Genomic DNA, 21,836 nt, shown 5'->3' with positions numbered 1-21,836 from the left:
GTTGCGATCAACCGGTACGATCGACCAGTGCGATCAACCTGTCACCAGTGAGTTCAAGTAGTCTTCCAGGTGGGTGTATCCGTCTCCGTTGCCATCTTCTGCACCATCTGCCGAATCATCAGGATCCAAACCATGTTCGGTTTCCCAAGAATCTGGCATGCCGTCGTTGTCACGATCAGAGGGTGCCGGTTGGCTCTTCAACTCGGGCCACCCACCCACATCCTTGGGATGCGTGATGATGCCGTTCTCACCAAACGTGGCCGTGCCGCTTTGCAACTCTTTCATGATGCGTTGGTCAATGGAATCACGAACGGGAAAGGAGCAACCCGCTTCCGCAATGACCGAATCGAGCGCCTCCTGCGGCGTTTGCTGTTGGATCGACATCGCATTCCACGGTGTGTTCAGTTTGCGGTAGTCATCGCCGTCCACGCCAAGCCAGTTGTCATTGGTGACCTCAGGAAAACCGACCACCCAATTGTCCGCGACGTACCAATCCGCCACCCCATTTCCTCGTGTCGAAGGCTCTGCGATGCGACGCTGGACTTTGGGCTTTGTCGCTGGCCCAGGTTTGTAAACATTCGCGACCATGTTGAACGTCGCTGTCGAACGGTCGGGCTCTCCCGGTTGAGCGTATTCACCGCCGTAGCAACTGTTGTATCCCCAGTTGTAAACAACGTTGTTGCGATAATCGTTGCGTTTGACGCCCGATCCCCACCGCGGGTTTCGACTGTCGTTGTGGGCGAACAAATTGTGGTGATATGTTCCTAAATCGTTCCCCCAGATACCGCCGAACCGATGTCCCGTGTTCTTACCGTTGACAAATTTGGCACAAGCTTCGGTGATCATGCACCACTGGATCGTGACGTTCTCGTTCCAATAAACCGTCAGGACTTCGTCACTGCTCCAACTCGCCGAGACGTGATCCAAAATGATGTTCTTGTTGTAACGACTGGTGATCGCATCGACTTCGCCAATGGAAGGATCGGGACGGACACGTACGTAGCGAATGATCACTTCACTGGCACCGATCGACAGACTGCCACGAATGCAGATGCCATCGCCGGGTGCGGTCTGTCCCGCGATGGTGATGAAGTCATTCTTGATCTTGTACTTGCCTTCGATGGTTCCCGAAACGCGAAAGACGACGGTGCGTGGCCCCTTCGCCTCAATGGCTTCGCGAAAACTGCCCGGGCCAGACTCGTTTAAGTTGGTAACGGCGATGACTTTGCCACCGCGGCCGCCTCGAGTTTGTGCGCCGTAGCCTTCGGCCCCCGGAAAAGCCGGCACGGTCGGCTCCGCAGCGGTCGCAACGATCGCGACACTGCTAATGCTCCAGATTGCAACCAAAGCTGTGAACAAGTTTCGCTGATTCAATTGACGAACCATTGCTGAATCTCTTTTTGAGTCGGAAAAGAGGTTTGTGTTCCCATGCGAGTGACTGAGATCGCGGCCACGATCGATGCTTTGCGAGCGGCTTCGACCAAGCTCAAACCCTCGCTCAGCGACACGGCCAAGGCTCCCGTGAACGAGTCTCCCGCACCGGTCGTGTCCACCGCGTCGACTTTGTGGGAAGCAACGTGTTGGATCCCCGAGTCATCCAATACCAACACTCCGTCGCCGCCCAAGGTCAACGCGACTTGTTTGACGCCGCGTTTGCGAAGTGACTCCGCCGCGGACGACGCGTCTGCATCGGACCGCACCGGTTGACCGACCATCTCCGCGATCTCGGTTCGGTTGGGCACACACACATCGCATAGCGACAACAGCTCATCCGTCACCAATTTCGCGGGTGCCGGCGTCAAAACGGTTCGCACCCCGGCCGCGCGAGCGATCCGAAACGCTTTGATGGCCGCCTCGACGGGTGTTTCCAATTGGCAAAGCACCGCGTCGGATTGCTCGATCGCCGCGCGTGCCGACTGAACGTCGTCCGCGGTCAATTTCGCATTGGCCCCCGCCACAACGATGATGCAATTTTCCGCGTCATCATCGACCATGATTGCCGCCGTGCCCGTCGGGCAGTCGGGTTCGCGTTGGACGAACGACACATCGATCCCGTCGGCGGTGTAAGCGTCCAAGGCTTGCTGGCCAAACCCGTCGTCGCCGACCTTGGCAATGAACGACACGTCCGCACCAAGCCTTGCCGCCACGACGGCTTGGTTAGCTCCTTTGCCACCCATGCCCTGATGCAGCGATTGGCCCGCCAACGTTTCGCCCGGCAACGGCAAACGTGACGTCCGAAATGTCAAATCCACATTCGCGGATCCCACGACGGTGATGCGGCTACGATTCAAGCGAAGTGTCCTTTGATTGGCAATTTTGATTGAGGATTTGTTTGCTGAGCTGTTTTCATACCGACTGACCCCGCTGACTCATGCGATCGATCGCCACCGCAGCGAGGATGACAAACCCTTTGACAACTTGTTGCCAAAACGGCGAGACATTCAACAAGAATAGTCCGTTGTTGAGAACGCCGATGATCAAACAACCGACCACCGTTCCCATCACGCTACCGCGTCCGCCCGACAACGATGTGCCGCCGATGACCACCGCAGCAATCGAGTCCAGCTCGTACCCCAAACCCGCATTGGGCTGGGCCGAGTCCAAACGAGCCGTGACGATCAAACCCGCCACGCCCGACAACAAACCACCCAAGGTGTAGACCGCAATCTTGATTCGATCGACTGGCAAACCGGTCAGCAACGCGGCTCGTTCGTTCCCACCAACGGCGTACAAATGTCGGCCGAAACGCATGCGTTTGGTCAGCACGACAAACACCAACACCAGAGCCGCGGTGATCCATACGGGCACCGGCACACCCAGCACCATTCCTGTGCCGATGGCTCCGAACGTTTCCCCCAAACCAGTCACGGGGAACCCTCCGGTCCACAACATGGTCAACCCTCGAGCAATGCTGAACATACCCAGAGTGGCGACAAACGGCGGCAACTTGAACCAAGTTATCGCCACACCGTTGAACATGCCACAAGCCGATCCCACCAACAGACCGGCAACGATGGCCCCAAAGACCGTGAACTCCAATTGAACGCCCAGGCCGTCCAGCCGCAGTCCATTTTTCAAAACCCCGGCCGCGATCGCACCGGAGAACGCCAGGATGGCACCGACGGACAGATCAATTCCGGCCGTCAGAATGATCAACGTCATACCAATCGAGAGGCACAGATTGACTGAGATTTGCCGCAGGATATTCAACCCGTTTTCAGGAGTCAGGAAGCTGTCGGACAGTACGCTCATCGCGATCAGCATCACCACCAACGCAGCGATCGATTGAAACTTCGCTAGTTGTTCGCGATTCCACGTCATGAGGCTGCCCTCCGAGGAAGTGCAGCGTGCAGGACGTCCTCGTCGGTGACACTTTGACGTTCAAATTCTGCGGTCGCGCGGCCTTCCGAGAGCACCAACACTCGGTCCGAGACCGCCATCACCTCGGGTAACTCCGATGACACCATCACCACCGCCAATCCTTCGGCCGTCAGTTCGTTGATCAATTCGTAAATTTCATTCTTGGCCTGCACGTCGATTCCCCGCGTCGGCTCGTCCAGCATCAAAACGGTCGGATCGGTTGCCAACCACTTCGCTAAAATCACCTTCTGTTGGTTGCCACCACTTAGGTTCAGGATCTTCTCTCGCAACGACGGCGTCTTGACGCGAAAACGATCGATGAAACGACGAACATGGTTTTCTTCCCCGGATGCGTTCAGCCATCCCCAACGCGAGACCCGATCCAAACTGGCCAAACTTGCGTTTTCCTGGACCGTCATGGAAAGTACTAAACCATCTTGCTTGCGATCCTCCGGAACCAACGCCAACCCGCTACGAATCGCGTGTTGAGGTGACCTCATCGTCACCTCGTTTCCGCCGACCACCACTCTTCCTTCGCTGCTGCCGTGATGCAGCCCAAAGATGCACTCGAGCAACTCCGTTCGGCCCGCCCCCATCAATCCAAAAATGCCGAAAACCTCACCGCGACGGACGTGAAAGCTGACTTGGTCGACCACTTTGTCGGCCGGTCGAGTTGGGTGCGGCAAACGGATGTTTTCCACTCGCAATGCTTCCTGATCCATCACGGATGCTGACCGAACGGAAGTCTGGACGTCGCGTCCCGCCATCATTCGAACCAACTCGTCTTGCGAGTGAACGCCGTGATCCGCTGTGCCGATCATTCGACCATCTCGCATCACCGCGACGTCGTCCGCGATGTACGACAGCTCTTCCAAACGATGAGTGATGTAAACAATCGCGACGTTCTGCTTTTTCAAATCCGCGATACAACGAAACAGCACCTGCGTTTCGTGTTCCGTGATCGCCGATGTGGGTTCGTCCATGATCAGGACGCGAACGTCACCGGCGAAAGCACGCGCAATTTCGACTAGTTGTTGTTGACCCACACGCAGTTTGCCGACAGGCGTGGTCGGAGAGATGTTCAGTTCCAATCGTTCCAGTAAAATCGCCGCCCGCTGATTCATGTCCCGGTAGTGGATCAGGGTGTCGAATCGAACCGGTTCGCGACCGAGAAACAGATTTTCCGCCACACTTAAATGCGGCACCAAACACAGCTCTTGGTGGATCATCGCAATGCCATGATCCAGAGCATCTTTGGGGTTCGCCAGCGAGATCGATTCGCCATGCAACTTCAAGGCACCGTCATCGGGTGGCTGAACCCCGGCCAAGATCTTCATCAGCGTTGATTTTCCGGCTCCGTTTTCCCCCAACAAAGCCGTCAAACGCCCCGACCGCAGAGTCAAATCGACCGCGTCCAAGGCTTTGACACCGGGAAACGATTTAGAAATCGAACAGGCTTCCAACACAGAATCGTTTGGCGTCATTTCCGTGTCTCCACGTCGAACGGAATGACACGCATGGGTGCCAAGTCCGTTTCCTCGTCGGAGATCCGGGCGCAACCAACAAACAGGATCCACGCTCCCGGCGCCGCGTACGACTTCAACTCCGGCAGCACTTCGGATTCCACCCGACGGTTGATCACACCCGATACCGCGTTGAAATCTCGCGAGTTGGCAAAATCGTTGACGTCGAGCAAACCAGTTCCGTCGCGAATCACGTTGCCGAACACTGGCCCGGTTTCCAAAACGATTTGCGCCGCATCACTCTCCGCATCGATCGCGATTCCAATCGAGTTGCGTTCAATCCGCACCACGCGTCCGGCTCCGGAGACGAAGTAATGATAGGCCGTGCTCAGCCCCACACTTCGCCCATACTTCGCTTTCGCCGTCGCCGGGTCCGTTTCAATCGCTCGGATCAATTCCTCCGCATCCGTCGCATGCTTCTTGGATGGCAGGAGTGAATCCGTCCAAAATTGTTGCACGAATTCGCTCGCATCAAACCGAGTGGTTTGCTCGGCGGACACACGATCAGCTTGCTCCAGCGGAATGATTCGAAACAACGGCCAAATCGTGATCACGATCAAAAACACAACCGCCATCGCCAAGCGAACCAGCCAACGATGCTGAGTCGCATTCACTTCGCGTCCTCATTGTCTTGCGACAAGTACTTGTCCGCGTTGTTTTGGTGCACCAGTTCCACCGCAACAGGAATTTTCTGTTGCAACTCGGCAACGCCCTTGAGGTACTGGTCCGCATACTCCGCCGCGGTCTGAGCCATCAACTTTGGAAACTGCATCCCCGTCGCGGTGATCTTTCCTTCGGAAATCATCCGCACCACGTCGTCGGCTCCATCGAATCCAAATACTTTGACGCTTTCGTTTTTGCCCGCGGCCAGCAACGCTTGGTAGGCCCCCATCGCCATCGCATCATTGCCACAGAACACGGCGTCGATGTCAGGGTTCGCTTGCAAGATCGTTTCCATGACCTCCAATGACTTCGCACGATCAAAGTCGGCACTCTGCTGAGCCACCATTTTCAGCTCGGGATACCGGTCGACCACACTGTGAAATCCATCGGATCGGTTACGAGTGTTGTTGTCGCCAACCAGCCCCAACAATTCGACATACTTTCCTGACTCTCCGACTTCGCGAACGAAGTGTTGGCCGATGTCGACACACCCGGAATAGTTGTCCGACAAAATTTGCGAGACCGCAGCATCGGTCGCATTGATTTCGCGATCCATACAAAACACCGGCACCCCCGCCTCTTTGGCTCGTCGAACATTCGCCACCGAACCATCCGCATCGGTGGGATTGAACAAGACTGCTGCGTAGCCCGACGCGATCACATTGTCGAAGTGGGCCGTTTCTTTCGCCGGATCATTTTGCGAATCAAACACAACGGCTTCGTAACCCAACTTTGCCGCGTTCTCTCTTGCCGATTCGGCCAGCACCACGAACCACGGATTGTTCAGCGTCGAGACGACAACCGCAATCTTGTCCGATTGCACCTCCGGGTTGCCGGCATTCAAACCGTCGGTGCTGGACGGGTTGCAACCGCTGATGAGGACGCCGAACCATACGCACAAAAGAGGAGCGACTTGGAAAGTGGTTTTCAGTTTCATGGGGATTCCTGGTGGGGCAGGAGTTTGGCAGTCAGTCGCGAAAGTCAATCGCGGCGTTCAGAAGACAACACCGGACCTCAAGATAACGTTCGCGTAAGGTGTGCATTCACCGGTTCGCACAATCGTTTCACTCTCGCGTGTCATTCGCTTGAACTCTTCGTGAACAACCTCGACGACGCGAATTTGCATTTTGTGTTTGGAAAAACACTCCATCATCTGCTGGTGGACATTCGGGTTGTGACGATGAATCTCAACGGCAATGGCAATTTCTTCCACCATCATCTCACTGAGCATCGCATCCAATGTTCGGATGAACGATGGGTATCCATTTTCGATTGCCAAGTCGATCCTAGGAACACCGTTGGGAATGGGCAGCCCCGCATCACACAGCGTGATCGACGATGTGTGGCCAATGCGACTGATCGCATAGCTAAGTTCACTGTTGAGCAGGCGACTGCGTTTCATAAATGATTGAGAAAACGAGATATTGCATCGATGACAGGTAGGCTGAGCAAACGCGAAGAAACCGCATCGAGTGCCTGCCCCGCACACTCGACGCGGTCTCGCTGATCCGTCGAGTCAGCTCTTGTGGGGCAACACTTCAATCTTGCAACACTCGTCGAAGTCGGTGACCGTGCCGAACTTTTCCACCAACTCGTCCAAGCCAAAACGGTGTGTGATCAAAGACGGAAAGTCGTAGCGATCGGATTGTTGGTTCAGGATGTTCAGAACCGGACGCCAATCGGTGCCGCAATGAAATACCGAATGAATGTGCAGGTTCTTGGAACTGATGTGCTGCATCACATCCAAGTCAACAGGCTTGCCAAGATCAACCCAATTCCCCACTTCGATCACCGTGCCACCCTTGCGAACCATTTTCAACGCCTCGATGAAGGCTTCCGGCTCACCCGCGGATTCGATGACTAGATCTGGGCCAACGCCGTCCGTCATGTCTTTGACCTGAGCGATCCGCTCTTCTTCTGAAATCTTCGCAGCATTGAGCGTGACGTCGGCGTACAGGTGCTTGGCTTTGCCCAACCGCAACTCAGATAGATCCGTTGCGATGCGAAGACCGGCACCATGAATGCTGGCCATGATTCCGTGAAGAATCCCAAGTGGACCATTGCCCAACACCGCCACGGACATTCCCGGACCGAAGCCTTCATTGACCGGTGCAAAAGGCCCCGCCGCACGAGCCAGCGAGTGATAGGCGACCGCCATCTCCTCGACGAACACGGCGATGTCGGTTGGCATTTCTTCAGGAACTTTGAACAAGTGGGTCCCAGGCCGGATGTACATGTATTCGGCGAAACCACCTCGCAGATAGGGAAGCGTGTCGGCGTTGGGGTGCAATCCGTAAGCTTGAATCTGATTCAAACATGTCGTGTTGTTGTAGTGCTTCCGGCAATAAACACAGTGCCCACAATTCACCTCCACCGCGATCGCGACTCGATCGCCGACCTTCAGCACCTGCTTGTCATAGTCCATCGTCTTCGCGGCGTTACCACCGATTTCGACAATCGTTCCGATGACTTCATGACCGCCGACATACGGGTAGATCGACTTGCCACGAAGCTCCGTTGCCTCGCCTTTGAAGATGTGCCGATCCGTACCGCAGATCCCCGACATGTCCACCTTCAGAATTGCCGAATCGTGGTCCATCGTCGGATACGGATACGTCCGCATCTCTGTCTGGCCGGGAGCCGTCATCGCGACAGCACGAACCGTTTGAGGCGGGGCGCCCGCTTGCTGTTGGGCGTTTTGAGAATCCAGTACTTGAGACATTGATTGGCTCCAAACGGTGCGATAAGCCCAACTCCGCGAACGAGGCTGGTGGACGAGGGAGGCAAGTTTACAGCAGATAAAAGCCCATTCTACCTCGATTACGGCTGCCGCTGACACTATCCTGAGGCCATGAGGCATTTTGACAGTCATCGACCGGACTTCGCTCCCTACGGTTTCACTTGCGAGATCTGGGAACCGATGCGAATGTCCCGTCCCGATCGCCACGATGAAATCGAAGTCAACTTTGTTGACCGAGGCACGCTGACCTATCTGATCGGCGGGCGACGTGTGACCGTGGATGCCCAAAACGTGTCCGTATTTTGGGCAGCGGTCCCCCATCAAATCGTCCAGTTCAACGAAGTCTCGCACTACTACGTGGTGACAATTCCTTTCGGCATGTTTCTGCAATGGGGATTGCCGGAGAACTTCCAATCCCAACTGATCACAGGCAACGTGATTTCACATCACTGCGAACAGTTCGACGCTGACCTGGATCAATCGCTTTTCGCTCAGTGGCATCGCGACCTGAAAGATGGAAGCACGGACTCGCAAGACATCGTGCGATTGGAACTGAAGGCTCGTTTGATGCGTCTGGCTCATTCGCATCGACGCAACCCAAGTGTGTACGGCGACCAACCGACCTGTGACGAACCGAAAAATGCGGTTCAGCATTCTCCGAATCTAAAGAAAGCGGAATTGATGGCTTGCTACATTGCTCGCCACTACAAATCACGTTTGCTAATCAAGGACATCGCCGACAGTGTGGACCTGCATCCCGACTATGCGGCCACCCTGTTTCGCAAAACTTTCGGCACCACCCTCAACAGCCTGATCACACGTCACCGCGTGGCCGAAGCCCAACGATTGCTCATCACCAGCAACGAACAAATCGTGCATATCGCCTGGGAATCGGGCTTTGAATCGCTCAGCCGTTTCAACCGAGCTTTCAAAGAGGTCACCGGCACCACCCCCAGTCGCTTTCGTAACGAGTGCCGCACCAAAAGTTTTTGAACAACTGAGTTTCGATCAAGCGAGAATCTTGTGCGCCACTTCACCGTGGACATCCGTCAGCCGGAACGCGCGGCCCTGATGCCGGAACGTCAGCCGCTCGTGATCGATTCCCATCAAGTGCAACACGGTGGCCTGCAAGTCATGGATGTGAATGCGGTCAGAGACCACATTGAATGAGAAGTCATCCGTTTCACCATACACTCCCGGCTTCACTCCACCGCCGGCCATCCACATGCTGAAACATCGCGGATGATGGTCGCGGCCTGCGTTCGGCTTCCCGATCTCGCCTTGAATGACGGGACTGCGTCCGAACTCACCACCCCAAATCACCAACGTGTCGTCCAACATGCCTCGGCGTTTCAGATCCTTGACCAGTGCCGCGCTGGCTTGATCGGTGGCCCGGCAGTATTCCTTCAGCTTGGAATCAATCGAACTGTGGTGATCCCAACCCGGATGGAACAATTGAATGTGTCGCACGCCACGTTCGGCCAAACGACGGGCGAGCAGACAGTTCGCCGCAAAGCTGCCCGGCTTTCGCGAATCGGGACCGTACAGCTCAAACGTTTCGTCGGTTTCTTCTGACAAATCCGTTAGCTCAGGAACCGATTGCTGCATCCGATAGGCCAATTCGTACTGAGCGATCCGCGTCTGGATCTCCGGATCACCAAACGCGTCGTACTGGATCGCATTCATCTCCTTTAGCCGATCCAACATGCCCCGCCGCACCTCGCGCGGGATCCCTGGCGGATTGTTCAAGTACAACACGGCGTCTTTTTCAGACCGCAACATCACGCCCTGGTGTTTGCTCGGCAAGAAGCCTGGACCCCAGTAGTAATCGTAGAGCGGTTGGCCCGCCGCATTGTCGACTTTGGACGCGAGCACCACAAAACCGGGCAGATCCTCATTCATGCTGCCAAGTCCATAAGTCAACCAAGCTCCCATGCTCGGTCGGCCGGGAATTTGATGACCGGTCAGCATGAACGTCATCGCCGGTGCATGATTGATTTGGTCGGTCGACATCGACTTGACCAAACAAAGATCATCGATAATCGATCCCGTGTGCGGCAGATGCTCGCTCAACATCACGCCAGATTGCCCGTACGGTTGGAACTTGTGCAGACTGCCGTGAACGATCTGCTTTTGATTCGCGGTCATCCCGGTGACGCGTTGGCCCATTCGGATCGAATCCGGCAGTTCCGTGCCGTTGAAACGTTCGAGTTGCGGTTTGTGGTCAAACGTTTCGATCTGCGACGGCGCACCAGACATCGTCAAGTGAATGATACGTTTGGCTTTGGCAGGGAAATGGCTGCCGCCGGACGAGCCCTCGGCGAATACGGATCCGCCCAGCCCTATCCGAGCCAACGCCGCTGCGCCGATGCCAAGCTGTGTGGCACCGAGAAAGTGTCGCCGCGAAAGGTAGAAGGAATTTGTGAGAGATGGATTCGACATGGTTTTATTGAAAATCGAGTTCGTTTTCAGATACACGCGGGGACGTCGTCAAAAATGGCTGAGCGACTCGTCGGTGTTCATGATCAGCAACACGGCGTTCGTCAGAGCAGCGTGGATCGCGGCGTCGTGGCCCCCGCGTGGAGCTTCGCCAAAACTCAGCAACACCTCGGCTTGCTCAGGATGTGTTTGATAGTGCTCGATCGTTTCCGCGACAAACGAACTCAGCATTTCGCGTTCGGCCCCGTCGAGGTCTCGCAACAACACACGTTCTGAAACCTCGTTCAATGCCGCATCGATCCACGCCCGACTATGCGATCGGTCTTCGCCGTTCCAATCCAGTGAGTCCAAAATACAGTCAGCCAACACCCGGGCGGCTTCGACAAACGTCACGTCGTTGAGCGTCACCAAGGCGTGCAGCGGCGTGTTTGTTCGCCTCACGTTGACTTCACAAACCCGTCGTGGACTTGCGTCAAACATGTTGGCGGGGCCAGTCGTGCGTCGCCAAAACGTGTACAGGCTCTTTCGATAAAGCTCGTCACCCGAATCGGCTTCGTAGCGAATTTTGCCCGCCGTCGGCGTGAACCAAATGTTCTCAGGCTGGTAGGGCCGCACCGAGGGTCCAAACATGTCAGGACTCAGCAAGCCCGAGACCGCCAGGGCTTGATCCCGCAGCATCCACGATGGTTGACGAAACCGAGCACCGCGAGCCAACCAAACATTGTCGGGATCGATCGTGCGAGTTTTCTCGTTGCAAACGGAAGACTGCCGATAGGTGGAGGATGTGACGATCTGTTTGATCAGGCGTTTGACATTCCATCCGTTTTCACGAAAGTCGGCGGCCAACCAATCCAACAATCGCGGATGGCTCGGTCGAGCACTCTGCACGCCGAAGTCCTCTTGGGTCGTGACGATGCCGCGGCCGAAGAACAGTTCCCAGTACCGATTCACGGCCACGCGTGCGGTCAACGGATTGCTGTCGTCGATCATCCAACGGGCCAGTCCCAGTCGATTGGGCGGCAGGCCATCCGGCGAGGGCAACGAAGCCGGCGGTGCGGGCGTCACCTCACGCGTCGGCTGATCCCAGGCACCTCGATTCAAGATGAATGTCTTGCGTGGCTCGCCCGAACGATCCTTCAAAACCGCGACTCGGATCTTGTTGCCTTCTGGGAAACGAATGTGGTGATGTTTCGTGTTGGCTTGGTATCGTTCGGCTTGTTTACGATCCTCCGGCGACACCTCGAGTTCCAAGAACGGGTTGGCGTTGTGTCCGGCCTTGCCCGATTCATCGACGTTGTTGAAGTACGCGAAAAACCGGAAGTAGTCTTCTTGGCTCAACGGATCAAACTTGTGATCGTGACAGCGACAACAACCGATTGTCAGTCCCAAAAACGCCGTCGCGGTTGTTTCGGTTCGGTCAGCGACGACTTCGATCCGAGTTTCATTGGGGTCCACGCCGCCTTCGCCATTGAGCACGTGATTCCTGTTGAATCCCGTCGCGATGATTTGCTCTTCGGTCGCGCCGGGCAGTAGATCTCCGGCAGTTTGTTCCAACACAAATTGGTCGTAGGGCATGTTGTCGTTGAACGCCCGAATCACCCAATCTCTCCACGGGTACTGCGTACGGACTTGATCGAGTTGATACCCGTCGCTTTCGGAGAACCGAGCCACCTCCATCCACACCGATGCCATGCGTTCGCCATAGTCGGGCGATGCAAGCAGTGTGTCCACCAACGTTTCGTAGGCCGCGTCGAGGTCGTGTTCGGCGGCTTTCAAAAACTCTTCCGCGACGTCGGCGCGCGGTGGTAATCCGGTCACATCCAAAGCAACCCGGCGAAGCAACGTTCGTCCGTCCGCGTCGGGCGAAGGCGTCAATGACTTCTCAATCAACTTTGCCTGGACGAATGAATCGATCTCGTTACGTCCCCAATCGCCATCGACGCCCGGAAGTTTAGGCTTCTCGATTGGTTCAAACGCCCAATGGCCTGACCAGCTCGCACCTTGCTTCACCCATTCAACCAGCACTTGTTTCTCGGCCGGCTTCAATTGCCGATGGCTATCGGCGGGAGGCATCTGCTCCTCGGGATCCTCCGCAACGATCCGCTGGATCAAGTAGCTATCGTCCGGATCACCAGCCGACACCATCGACAGCAAGTCGTCCTGCGTGTCCAAACGAAGGCCCGCTTCGCGAGTGTTCTCGTCTGGCCCATGACAATGAAAACACGCGTCCGAGAGAATTGGCAGAACATCCACGCCAAAATCAATTTGTGTCTCGGCCACCACATCGGAAGTCCCATGCCAGCAGACAACCACGGCGAGGAAGCAAACCATCCGCCGGGTCATACGGGCATAGCACATCGGTATCGTTTTCAAATCCTGAATTCGCATCGTTCCTCGAGCGTCGAGTTACTGTTCGTCGGTTGTGCGGCTAGGCAATAAACGACCAGGAATGGACACCGTGTCCAAACCGATCCAACTCCATCTTGGGTCTTGATACGTGTCGATCAAATCCAACACGTAGACTTCATCGGCGGCGTCACCTTCGGTTGCCTTGGCGAGTGTTGACTCAGAAATCTCGACCGGTGCCCACTCGTAGAAGTTTCCTGGTCGACGGCGAACGCTGCACAGGTAGCGGCCATCGCGAACGCGGCGGAGTGCCAATCCGAGGAAGCCTTTTCCGTCCGCTTGTTCGGGCAACTCATGCACAAAGTCGGGCGGCGTTTCAGCTTGCCCACGACCACCGGTGATGAACGCGGTGATCGGTCCGTCAGTTGAGTTCAGCCGAAACGGAGGCGACGTCAAACGCAGGCTCGACATCGAATCGCGAAAGTGAAACGGCAGTGGCAACACGCGCCCTTCGCCCGATTGCGGAGCAAACTGCAACGGGCTGTCGTGGAACGATCCGACCTTGTCTTCAGCGGCGGGCAATTTCATAAAACCGACCAGCATCTCGTACCGGCTCTGTCCAGCAGTCAATTCGTTCGCGGGATCGTCACCACGATCTGCAAAAACACCGGTTTGCGTTTGCGTCCAAGCGTCGTCCTGCGAATCGAAATCAAATCGAATTCTCGAGGAAGCGGTCTTGATCGGTTTGCCAAACAAGGTTGGTCGAATCGAGATTGGCTCATAGCCGGCATTATTCGGATGATTCACGCGAACCGCTTCGCTGGCACCGACCATCGAGGAAACACCATCGAGCGGCAGCACGACTTCCGCCTGTCCTTCGAACACGTGCAACTCAGTTTGCAGTTCATCGACCATCACACCGATCTCGGTTCCATGATCGACGACGTCACCGTTGGGCGTGACGACTCGAAACCCGGTCGCCTGCGGCGGAACGTTCGCGGTTAACAATCCGGATGTCAACGAAAGTTGGTTGTCCCCTAGCGTTTGATACGCGGCCGGTCCACGCAGCCGAACCTGCACACCGCTGGGCATCTCGAACTCGGCGTTTTGTCCCTTTGCCAATACAACCCGTGGCCCCGTCACAACGCGTCCCGCTCGACTCGATGACGGAGAATCGCTGGTTTGCACCGTCCACCAACCTGCGACAAAGATCAATGAAGCGGCGATTGCCAACACCGCAGTCCGCCAGGCGCCTGTCTCGGTCGCTTGGTCAGCCAGATGCGCCAATGGTTTCGCGATGGACTCCTCATCATGGTGTTCTTGTAACAACACATCGAGCGTCATCGCGTCGAGATACTGATCCAGCGAAACCTCGTCTTCGCGGAGCAGTCGTTCGAGTTCACGTTTCTCTTCCAACGACAACTCGCCGTCTTGAACACGGCTGAGCAGCGATTCCCAATTCGGTGTTGTCATGAGGAAGCCTCCGCGGTCAGACGCAAGCGAACACACTTTCGCAACCGTGTTCGTACCCGCTCGAGCGTTTTCTTGAGTGTCGGATAAGTCAGCCCTCGCTGGGCGGCGAAATCCACCAGCGAGTCCTTGCTGAAATAACGTTGCTGAACCAACTCACGTTGTTCATCGGTCAAACCCGCCAAGCAATGCTGCAACGCCTCACGACGCTGGTCCATGTCGTCGGCCAAATCCGCGGCTCGGGACGCGATTTCGTCGATCAAAGCGTCGTCGTCCAATGTCATCGCTCGATGCGTCGCGCTACGTTTCCGCCACGCCATGACCTGCAGGCGAGCGACCGTGGCGGCCCAGGCAGGGAAGCTAGACCCCGGTGCGAACGTGTCACGTTTTTGCCACAGAACCATGTTGGTTTCTTGCAAAACGTCATCGCCGTCGCTGTGCCCGGGAACGTATCCCGGAACCATGCTTCGGATGACCGCACGCAGCATCGGTTGGTGCTTCGCGATCAACGCCACCATCTCGTCGTCTTCGATTATTGCTGGAGAGTCTGCCATACACCTTGAGATAGTCACGTACGAGCGAAGGTGACAACGAATCTGAAATTTCTTTGCGATTCATTTGAATACATCCGTTTTCGTACGTGCCGAGACGTCGGCGAGGAATTTCCGGCCCGGTATTTGCGTTTGCCCGGTCGGTTCAATTTCCTTCGTCTCATTCTCGTTCGTCTTCACTCATCGTCGCTTTCATCGCCAATGAGCACTACCGTTTTGCAACCCGCAGGCACGCTGCAGCCCGCGAAAAGGCCGGGCCGTCGCAGGGCCGCGAAAGCGGGATTGGTCTATGTCAACGCGGCGGACCAGGGCTACACACGTCGACGTTGCGGACGAGGATTTACCTACCTGGACGCCAGTGGGCAAACAGTCACCAACGAAAAAACTCGCGAACGGATTGAATCGCTGGTGATCCCGCCCGCGTGGAATGATGTCTTCATCAGTCGGGATCCTCGAGGTCACATCCAAGCCTCCGGCGTCGACGATGCGGGGCGTCGGCAATACATCTATCACGAACGTTGGCTCATGGTCAGTGCGATGACCAAGTTCGATCGCATGTCCCTTTTTGGTGAACGGTTGCCGCGATTGCGGCGCAGGTTGAGGCGTGATCTCAACGAACCATTACTTTCGCGTGATCGCGTGTTGGCCGCGGTGGTGCGACTGTTGGACAAAGGGCAATTGCGAGTGGGCAATCGTGCCTACGCGAAAACGAACGGAGCCCATGGGGCAACGACGTTGCTAGCCGATCATGTTGAGATCGACCGCACCCGGATCGTCTTGGACTTCCCCGGCAAAAGCCATCAAACGCGGCACGTTGAATTTTCCGACGCCAAAGTCGCCCACGTGATCGAGCAATGCGAAGAGATCGAGGGACAGTTCTTGTTCCAATATCTCGACGATCTCGATGTCGCTCATGGAATCACATCCGGCGACGTCAACGAATACCTGTACGAGGCGACCGGGGAAACCGTCACGGCGAAAGACTTCCGCACTTGGTGGGGCAGCGTGATCGCATTGGAAGAAGGTGAGCGTCTGCTCGGCGAGGACGCGAAACGTTCGCTGAAGAAGACGGTTAGCGAAGTGATCTGCCGCGTCGCGAAATCACTGGGCAACACCAAAGCGGTCTGCCGTTCGAGCTACATTCACCCAGGATTGATCGCAGCACTCGAGACGGGCGAGCTGCCAGTACTTTCCAAGAAACTGCCCGCCGAATCAGTCCGTGAACTGACGATTGCCGAAACTCGAATGCACGCGTTGCTACCGCAATTGGATTTTAACTGACCAGTGGGAACACCGTTGATCCGTTGCTAATTCGCTTTTGATGTGAGCCTGCCCGCCAACTCATTCAAGTCAGCGACGATCACGTCCGGTTTGCTGACGTTGGGGTACAGCGTCTTACCCGGTCGTTTGACGAACGCGGTTTGCAAGCCGGCGTTTTCCGCACCGGCGAGGTCCCATGCGTGGGCAGCCACCATCATTGCGTCGCCGGGCTTCACGCCAAGATCGGCGAGGACATGAGCGTACGTGTCTGGGTGCGGTTTGAACTTGCCAACCGCATCCACGCTGTAGCGTTTCTCGAACAAGTCGGTCAGCCCTGCGTTTTGAAACTGAGCTTCCACGCCGGCCGACGATGAATTGGTCAAACTGACGATCCGGTACCCCGCTTCCTTCAAACGCTGGATGCCTGCCACCACGTCAGGATGCGGAGGCAACGAGCGAATGACGGGGATGATCGCCTGCTTGGCTTCCTCTTCAGTCAGCTCAACACCTTGCGATTCGGCAACCATCAGCAATGCCGCGGTTCCGATTTCGCCAAAGTCGTGGTACTGATCACTCAGCGTTTCAACCAACGAATAATGAAGCATGGTCGAGAACCACAACGGCAACAGATCGTCACGTCCGCCCAACGCCTTGCCCACCGAAGTCTTCAACGGAGCAAGATCCAACAGTGTTTCGTTGACGTCAAAGATCAGTAGTTTTGGTGTCTCCATGGCATCCTCCGATGTGGTGAGCTGATCGGATGCAGCGTCGGGAGTCTGAGCAATCGCGAGCGATGTACTACTCAATGCACCAACGACCACCGCGATCGCAATCAACAACCTCGTCATGGTGAACTCCAGACTAGCAAGCACACTCGGCATCACATGCACTAGGCTGGCGACTCTTCCATCGAAGTTTCGACGACTTGCTCCGCGAAACTTTGATAGGCCGAGTTGATCTGTTCGGCCATTGGATCGGGCCAGACGTGAAAGCGTTCTTCCGCGATCGCATCGAAGATCGAAGTGGCGACCAATTGCGGCGAAGCAGCCTCGTCAAACCCAGCGTCCGAACCCATGTCGGTGTCGATCGGTCCGGGATGCACACTGACCACTTGCGTGTTCTGTTCTTTGAGCGATTCGCGAAGACTCTGCGTGATTGAGTAGCTTGCCGCTTTCGAGGCGCTATACGTCGAAAAATCAGGGAATGCCTTCACCGATGCCACGCTATTGAGTTGCACCAACGCTCCGCCACCGTTGCTTTTCAGCGATGGTGCAAAGGCCTGAGCCACACGCATCAAACCATAGACGTTCGCATTCAACTCGAACTGCAACGTCTCAATCGCGTCAGATTCCAACGCCTTTTGCAAACGCAAAACGCCTGCGTTGTTCACCACGACATCGACGTCCGTTGCGGTTTTCGCGGCGTCAACGATGGACTGCGGATCATCCAAATCCAAGTGCACGGCGACGACTTTGTCGCCGTGTTCCGCGACGAGATCCTCGGCTGATTCCAACCGTCGAACCGCCGCATAAACCTTGCTCGCACCGCGAGTCAAAGCCTCCTCCAAAATTGCTTTTCCAATGCCTCGGTTCGCACCGGTCACCAGAACCACTTTGTCTTTTATATCGAATCCCATCGGACTCCCCTTCATTCGCTGTTGGTTAGCAGTGTTCATTGGTCATTCATTTGTCGATGCCATGGAATGAACAAAAGGCCAACCACTCCGTCAGGCCCCTCGTTCCGGCATGCCGCCAGAATCAGACGCAGCGAAGATCATGCCAACCGAGATGGTCAGCGTTTGCAGGGCCGGGCGTGGCATCAAGCACGACCGCGAGCCAAGCCAACGAAATCCAGTTGATTAGGTGAAGTCTCGACCTGATTGCAGCAGCACCATTGGCCGGGATCGGCGAACGGAAATCGCGGGCCACGCGGCGGTCACGATCCCCAGCACGCCCACCAAAATCACACCGCCAAGAATCGGCATCCACGGAATCACCATCGGCGGATGCAGTCCACCAAAGAAGCTCACGTATTGCGCCAACCCCGCACCACACCAACCGCTCAAGATCCCAAAGCCCACACTCAACACGCCAGCAACCAGTGCGATCATCAAACCTTCGGCCAAAATCGCGCGGGCCAGTTCGCCGCTCGTGAAGCCGATCGAACGTAGCACACCAAACTCCCACCGCCGTGCGCGCACCGAAGCCACAATCACGTTCAACACACCGATGCACGCGATTAACAGCGTTACCAATGGCAACACGCTGATCATCCACAACCAACGCCGGGCTCCGTTGAGCAGCCGGTCACGAATGCTTTGGATCGAGACCACTTTGGCACTGACCTCGCTGGCCTCCGTACTGGGACCGTGAATCGATTCCACCAACTCCGTGGCTGCTGTCTGGATCGATTCCACATCGGCATGGTTGTTCGAATAAGCGAACCAAACATGCGATGCCAGCGGCAGATCGAAATCCGATGCCACGGATTGGTAGTCCGCGAAAACCAACGCGGCCGAGCGGTGGGTTCTCGGTCGCAGCCCCGCCAACTTCGTTTGCCAGTGCCAACCTTTGAGCTTCACCGCACCGACGATGGTGTACGTCGCCGTGTTGCCAGCGTCCCGGGGTGGATCCACCGACAACGTGTCACCCACTCGCAACCCCGTCTCTTCCAAAAAGTGATCCGGAACCACGCAGGCGTGTCCTTTCGTCATCATTGCCACGGCCGACTCGGCGTCTCCGGCCACCCACTCCATTTCGAGCAGAGGCTTTTTTCCAGATGACTTCTTGCCCACAAAAGCCCCCACCGGATCCAAACCGACCATGATCACGTTGTCTTGGCGAATGACCGATGGCCGATCGGCACTGCCGGTGATGTCATCCACCAAACGGGGCTGTTCCACCACCAGCGGCAAGCATCGCGTTTCGTCCACCTCCGGCAACTCCGCGATCACGTCCACTTTCTCGGGCGACAAACCGGGTTGGATCATTGCGATCGCATCGGGCGTCCAAGGGCCCGGCACGAAGGCTTCCAACATGGTGAATCCCCAAACCTGGATACCCACGAACAACCCCAAACCAAACGCCATCGAAACCGCTGCACCAACGGTCCGCCAAATGTTGTTGGTCACTTGGCTGGCCAACAACTCCCGATCGATGCCAAACAACCGAGCCAGCACGGGGCCAAACAGGCGGTCGACCAAAACCACGATTGACGGTGCCAAGACCACAAATCCAATCGCGGTGGAAGCGAAACTCGCCACCATGGCCACATAGATGCCACGTTCGCTCGGTGGAAAGACGAAGGTCAGCAAAGGCCCAATCGCGAGCAACGCCAACCCAATGACAAGACTCGGACCAGCGATCTGGTTTGCCTCGGTCATGGATTGACGCGGTGCCATCGCATCAACCGGCTTCACGCGAGTCGCCTGGTACGCCGGAACGATCGACGCCAACAACGCGCCACCGAGTGCAGCGATGGTCGACAAGGTCAGACTGCTTGGGCCGAAAGCCACACCGTGGTACAGCAATTCGCTGAACAGGTTTTCAACCAGCTTCAGCAACCCCCAGCCCAACCCGATTCCGGCGACCCATCCAACAATCCCGAGTACCAGCCCTTCGAAAACAATCAACAAGGCGACTTCACCCCGCGTCATCACAACCGCCCGCAAAATTGCGTACTGGCGAATGCGTTCGGTCACACCCATGCTGAGCGAACAGAAAATGACCGACATGGCGACCAGCATCGCCACCCCGGTGGCGGCGTACGATTGAAGCCGAACGTTCTGCGCGGCGGAGGCTTGATCGAGTGCCTCTTCGATCTCGAACGCTTGTTGAAACTGCAACGGCACCGCGTAGTCGCTCAATCGAGGTGCCCAAGCAAAACGGAACCGGTTGATATCGGCTTCCGGTTCCACCGAAACGCCCAACAAACTGATTTGAAATGGCTGACCAGTGATTCGTTCAACCAGCGAGGCCGGCACAAACGCTTGGCCAACACTGGGAGTCAGAACAGGGATGCCCGCCGAACCGCCACCAAACAAAGTCGGTGCGTTCATCAGTCCACCAATCTTGACCACCAACGAATTCTCACCCGCTTGGTTCGCCCGAGGCAATTCCAACGTCAACGTATCGCCGATTTTGAGCCCCCGACGTTCGGCAACATCGGCTCGCAGGACAATCTTCGCTGTTCCGTTTTCGATCGCCTCATCGGAAGGATCCAGCCACTCACCACCAGCCATTTCAAAGGGGGGTTCTGGCGCGTCGGTGCCGAAGAACATCAGCGACGACAGCGGGCTGTTGGAACCGGAACCCGATCCACCGCCACCGTTTGGCATCTCGCCGGGCAGCAGTTGATCTTGCAGCTCAAAGACTGCGATGCGGCCCGCCCACATCGGATCGATGGCTTTGACCGCGGGATCTTCACGCAACGGCTGGATCGCTTCGGCAGAAACGAAGTCCGCTGGCTCGCCGCTGATCGGAGCGATCGCGAGTTCGTATCGACCGAGCGCCAGATTGGCGTACTCATCATAGGTTTTATGCAGAGCTTCATAGCTGCACGTCACCCAAATGACCATGCTCACCGCCGCCGCGGTGGCGATCGTGGTCAGCATTGTCCGCGACTTGCGTTCACGAAGAAAAGCAACTGCCAGTGAAAGACTTTTGCTCATACGAGCACCTCACCACCGAGAGCCTCTTGATACTGGCGGGCAACGGTTTGCGGATCACGATTCCCATCGGTTTGGATCTCCGCCAAGTTTGCGCCGTCTTTCAACACACAAATCCGATCGGCCCACATAGCGACGTGTGGTTCGTGCGTCACCATCACGATCGAACGTCGTTCATCGTCCACCAATGTCCGCAACAATTCACAAATCTGTGTTCCCGTGACGGAATCCAAACTGCCGGTCGGTTCATCCGCCAGCAAAATCGCAGGATTGCAAATGAGCGCCCGTGCGATTGCAATGCGTTGCTGTTCACCACCGGACAAGGCTCCCGGTTTGTGATGCCGACGTTCAATCATGCCCAACCGCTGCAACAACCGATCAACCTTGGCATCAAGCCCGCCGCCCATTTTTCTCGGTGCTGGCAAGCGAATGTTGGCTTCGGCGGTCAAACTGGGAATCAAGTTGTAAGCCTGAAAGACGATCCCCAAGTTGTCCCGGCGGAATCGGGTGAGCGGTCCGTCGGCCAACTGAGACAAATCCTGACCAGCAATCGTCACCGTTCCGCCATCGACATCGATCAACCCAGCCATCGCGTGAAGCAGCGTGCTCTTGCCCGAACCGCTGGCACCCATGATGGCCACGAACTCACCCGGCTCAACAGTCAAGCTGACTCGATCGAGAGCATGCACCTTGGAGGTGCCTTGCTGATACGTCTTGATGACTTGCTGGACGTGGAGAGGCTTCGAAGAGTCGGTTGATGTCACTTGTCCGTTCCCAAGGCGATCACTGCATGCGTCGAAATGCGGAGGAGGTTTCAC

Annotated in this window: 18 protein-coding genes; 2 read left to right on the top strand and 16 right to left on the bottom strand. The window is 56.4% G+C overall.

The window, feature by feature from the left end; translation table 11 throughout:
* Positions 1 to 33: 33 nt before the first annotated feature.
* From LOC70_RS00500 to LOC70_RS00465, 8 genes are all read right to left on the bottom strand, one after another.
* The gene (locus LOC70_RS00500) at positions 34 to 1,386 is read right to left on the bottom strand and encodes a pectate lyase family protein (protein WP_230251299.1); all 1,353 of its coding nucleotides are present in this window, start codon (positions 1,384 to 1,386) and stop codon (positions 34 to 36) included.
* Entirely contained in the window at positions 1,371 to 2,291 is a 921-nt protein-coding gene (gene rbsK, locus LOC70_RS00495) for a ribokinase (protein ID WP_230251298.1), read from the bottom strand. Before rbsK ends, LOC70_RS00500 begins: the two co-directional genes overlap by 16 nt.
* Positions 2,292 to 2,346: 55 nt before the next feature.
* The gene (locus tag LOC70_RS00490) at positions 2,347 to 3,321 is read right to left on the bottom strand and encodes an ABC transporter permease (protein ID WP_230251297.1); all 975 of its coding nucleotides are present in this window, start codon (positions 3,319 to 3,321) and stop codon (positions 2,347 to 2,349) included.
* Positions 3,318 to 4,844, bottom strand: coding sequence for a sugar ABC transporter ATP-binding protein (locus LOC70_RS00485; protein ID WP_230251296.1), 1,527 nt, complete (start codon positions 4,842 to 4,844; stop codon positions 3,318 to 3,320). The genes LOC70_RS00490 and LOC70_RS00485 overlap by 4 nt, the downstream gene beginning before the upstream one ends.
* Positions 4,841 to 5,497 (bottom strand): DUF2291 family protein, encoded by a 657-nt coding sequence (locus LOC70_RS00480; protein ID WP_230251295.1) that lies wholly within the window; start codon positions 5,495 to 5,497, stop codon positions 4,841 to 4,843. Before LOC70_RS00480 ends, LOC70_RS00485 begins: the two co-directional genes overlap by 4 nt.
* Positions 5,494 to 6,483: a D-ribose ABC transporter substrate-binding protein gene (locus LOC70_RS00475; protein WP_230251294.1), complete on the bottom strand. Its 990-nt coding sequence runs from the start codon at positions 6,481 to 6,483 to the stop codon at positions 5,494 to 5,496. The genes LOC70_RS00480 and LOC70_RS00475 overlap by 4 nt, the downstream gene beginning before the upstream one ends.
* A gap of 57 nt (positions 6,484 to 6,540) precedes the next feature.
* The gene (gene rbsD / locus LOC70_RS00470) at positions 6,541 to 6,948 is read right to left on the bottom strand and encodes a D-ribose pyranase (protein ID WP_230251293.1); all 408 of its coding nucleotides are present in this window, start codon (positions 6,946 to 6,948) and stop codon (positions 6,541 to 6,543) included.
* 114 nt (positions 6,949 to 7,062) lie between these two features.
* Positions 7,063 to 8,268 carry a zinc-dependent alcohol dehydrogenase gene (locus LOC70_RS00465; RefSeq protein ID WP_230251292.1) on the bottom strand — a complete coding sequence of 402 codons (1,206 nt, stop codon included), beginning with the start codon at positions 8,266 to 8,268 and terminating at the stop codon, positions 7,063 to 7,065.
* Positions 8,269 to 8,397: 129 nt separating this feature from the next.
* Between LOC70_RS00465 and LOC70_RS00460 the strand changes: the two genes are divergently transcribed.
* Entirely contained in the window at positions 8,398 to 9,279 is an 882-nt protein-coding gene (locus LOC70_RS00460; protein ID WP_390888973.1) for a helix-turn-helix domain-containing protein, read from the top strand.
* Positions 9,280 to 9,294: 15 nt separating this feature from the next.
* Here the strand turns inward: LOC70_RS00460 and LOC70_RS00455 are convergent, their stop codons facing one another.
* Genes LOC70_RS00455 through LOC70_RS00440 form a run of 4 tightly spaced genes read right to left on the bottom strand, consistent with a single transcriptional unit; the run spans position 9,295 to position 15,095 of the window.
* Positions 9,295 to 10,728 (bottom strand): DUF1501 domain-containing protein, encoded by a 1,434-nt coding sequence (locus LOC70_RS00455; RefSeq protein ID WP_230251290.1) that lies wholly within the window; start codon positions 10,726 to 10,728, stop codon positions 9,295 to 9,297.
* A 48-nt stretch (positions 10,729 to 10,776) separates the two neighbouring features.
* A complete protein-coding gene (locus LOC70_RS00450) occupies positions 10,777 to 13,083 on the bottom strand; it encodes a PSD1 and planctomycete cytochrome C domain-containing protein (protein ID WP_230251289.1) in 2,307 nt (768 codons plus the stop codon).
* Positions 13,084 to 13,131: 48 nt separating this feature from the next.
* On the bottom strand, positions 13,132 to 14,544 hold the full coding sequence (locus tag LOC70_RS00445) for a FecR domain-containing protein (protein WP_230251288.1): 1,413 nt from the start codon (positions 14,542 to 14,544) through the stop codon (positions 13,132 to 13,134).
* On the bottom strand, positions 14,541 to 15,095 hold the full coding sequence (locus tag LOC70_RS00440; RefSeq protein ID WP_230251287.1) for a sigma-70 family RNA polymerase sigma factor: 555 nt from the start codon (positions 15,093 to 15,095) through the stop codon (positions 14,541 to 14,543). Before LOC70_RS00440 ends, LOC70_RS00445 begins: the two co-directional genes overlap by 4 nt.
* 198 nt (positions 15,096 to 15,293) lie before the next feature.
* Between LOC70_RS00440 and LOC70_RS00435 the strand changes: the two genes are divergently transcribed.
* On the top strand, positions 15,294 to 16,373 hold the full coding sequence (locus LOC70_RS00435; protein WP_230251286.1) for a DNA topoisomerase IB: 1,080 nt from the start codon (positions 15,294 to 15,296) through the stop codon (positions 16,371 to 16,373).
* A 26-nt stretch (positions 16,374 to 16,399) separates the two neighbouring features.
* Here LOC70_RS00435 and LOC70_RS00430 read toward each other — a convergent pair whose 3' ends face one another.
* The 4 genes from LOC70_RS00430 to LOC70_RS00415 all read right to left on the bottom strand — a co-directional run bounded on the left by LOC70_RS00430 (position 16,400) and on the right by LOC70_RS00415 (position 21,782).
* Positions 16,400 to 17,200 (bottom strand): haloacid dehalogenase type II, encoded by an 801-nt coding sequence (locus LOC70_RS00430; RefSeq protein ID WP_230251285.1) that lies wholly within the window; start codon positions 17,198 to 17,200, stop codon positions 16,400 to 16,402.
* Positions 17,201 to 17,241: 41 nt separating this feature from the next.
* Entirely contained in the window at positions 17,242 to 17,988 is a 747-nt protein-coding gene (locus tag LOC70_RS00425) for an SDR family oxidoreductase (protein ID WP_230251323.1), read from the bottom strand.
* Positions 17,989 to 18,210: 222 nt separating this feature from the next.
* Complete coding sequence (locus LOC70_RS00420) at positions 18,211 to 21,021, bottom strand: ABC transporter permease (RefSeq protein WP_230251284.1); 2,811 nt, start codon at positions 21,019 to 21,021, stop codon at positions 18,211 to 18,213.
* The gene (locus LOC70_RS00415; RefSeq protein WP_230251283.1) at positions 21,018 to 21,782 is read right to left on the bottom strand and encodes an ABC transporter ATP-binding protein; all 765 of its coding nucleotides are present in this window, start codon (positions 21,780 to 21,782) and stop codon (positions 21,018 to 21,020) included. The genes LOC70_RS00420 and LOC70_RS00415 overlap by 4 nt, the downstream gene beginning before the upstream one ends.
* Between the last annotated feature and the right edge of the window lie 54 nt (positions 21,783 to 21,836).

Origin of the sequence: Rhodopirellula halodulae (genome assembly GCF_020966775.1) — a bacterium.
Lineage (GTDB): Bacteria > Planctomycetota > Planctomycetia > Pirellulales > Pirellulaceae > Rhodopirellula > Rhodopirellula halodulae.
Note: the sequence above shows the minus strand (reverse complement) of the source record. Positions and strands in the feature narration are given on the sequence as shown.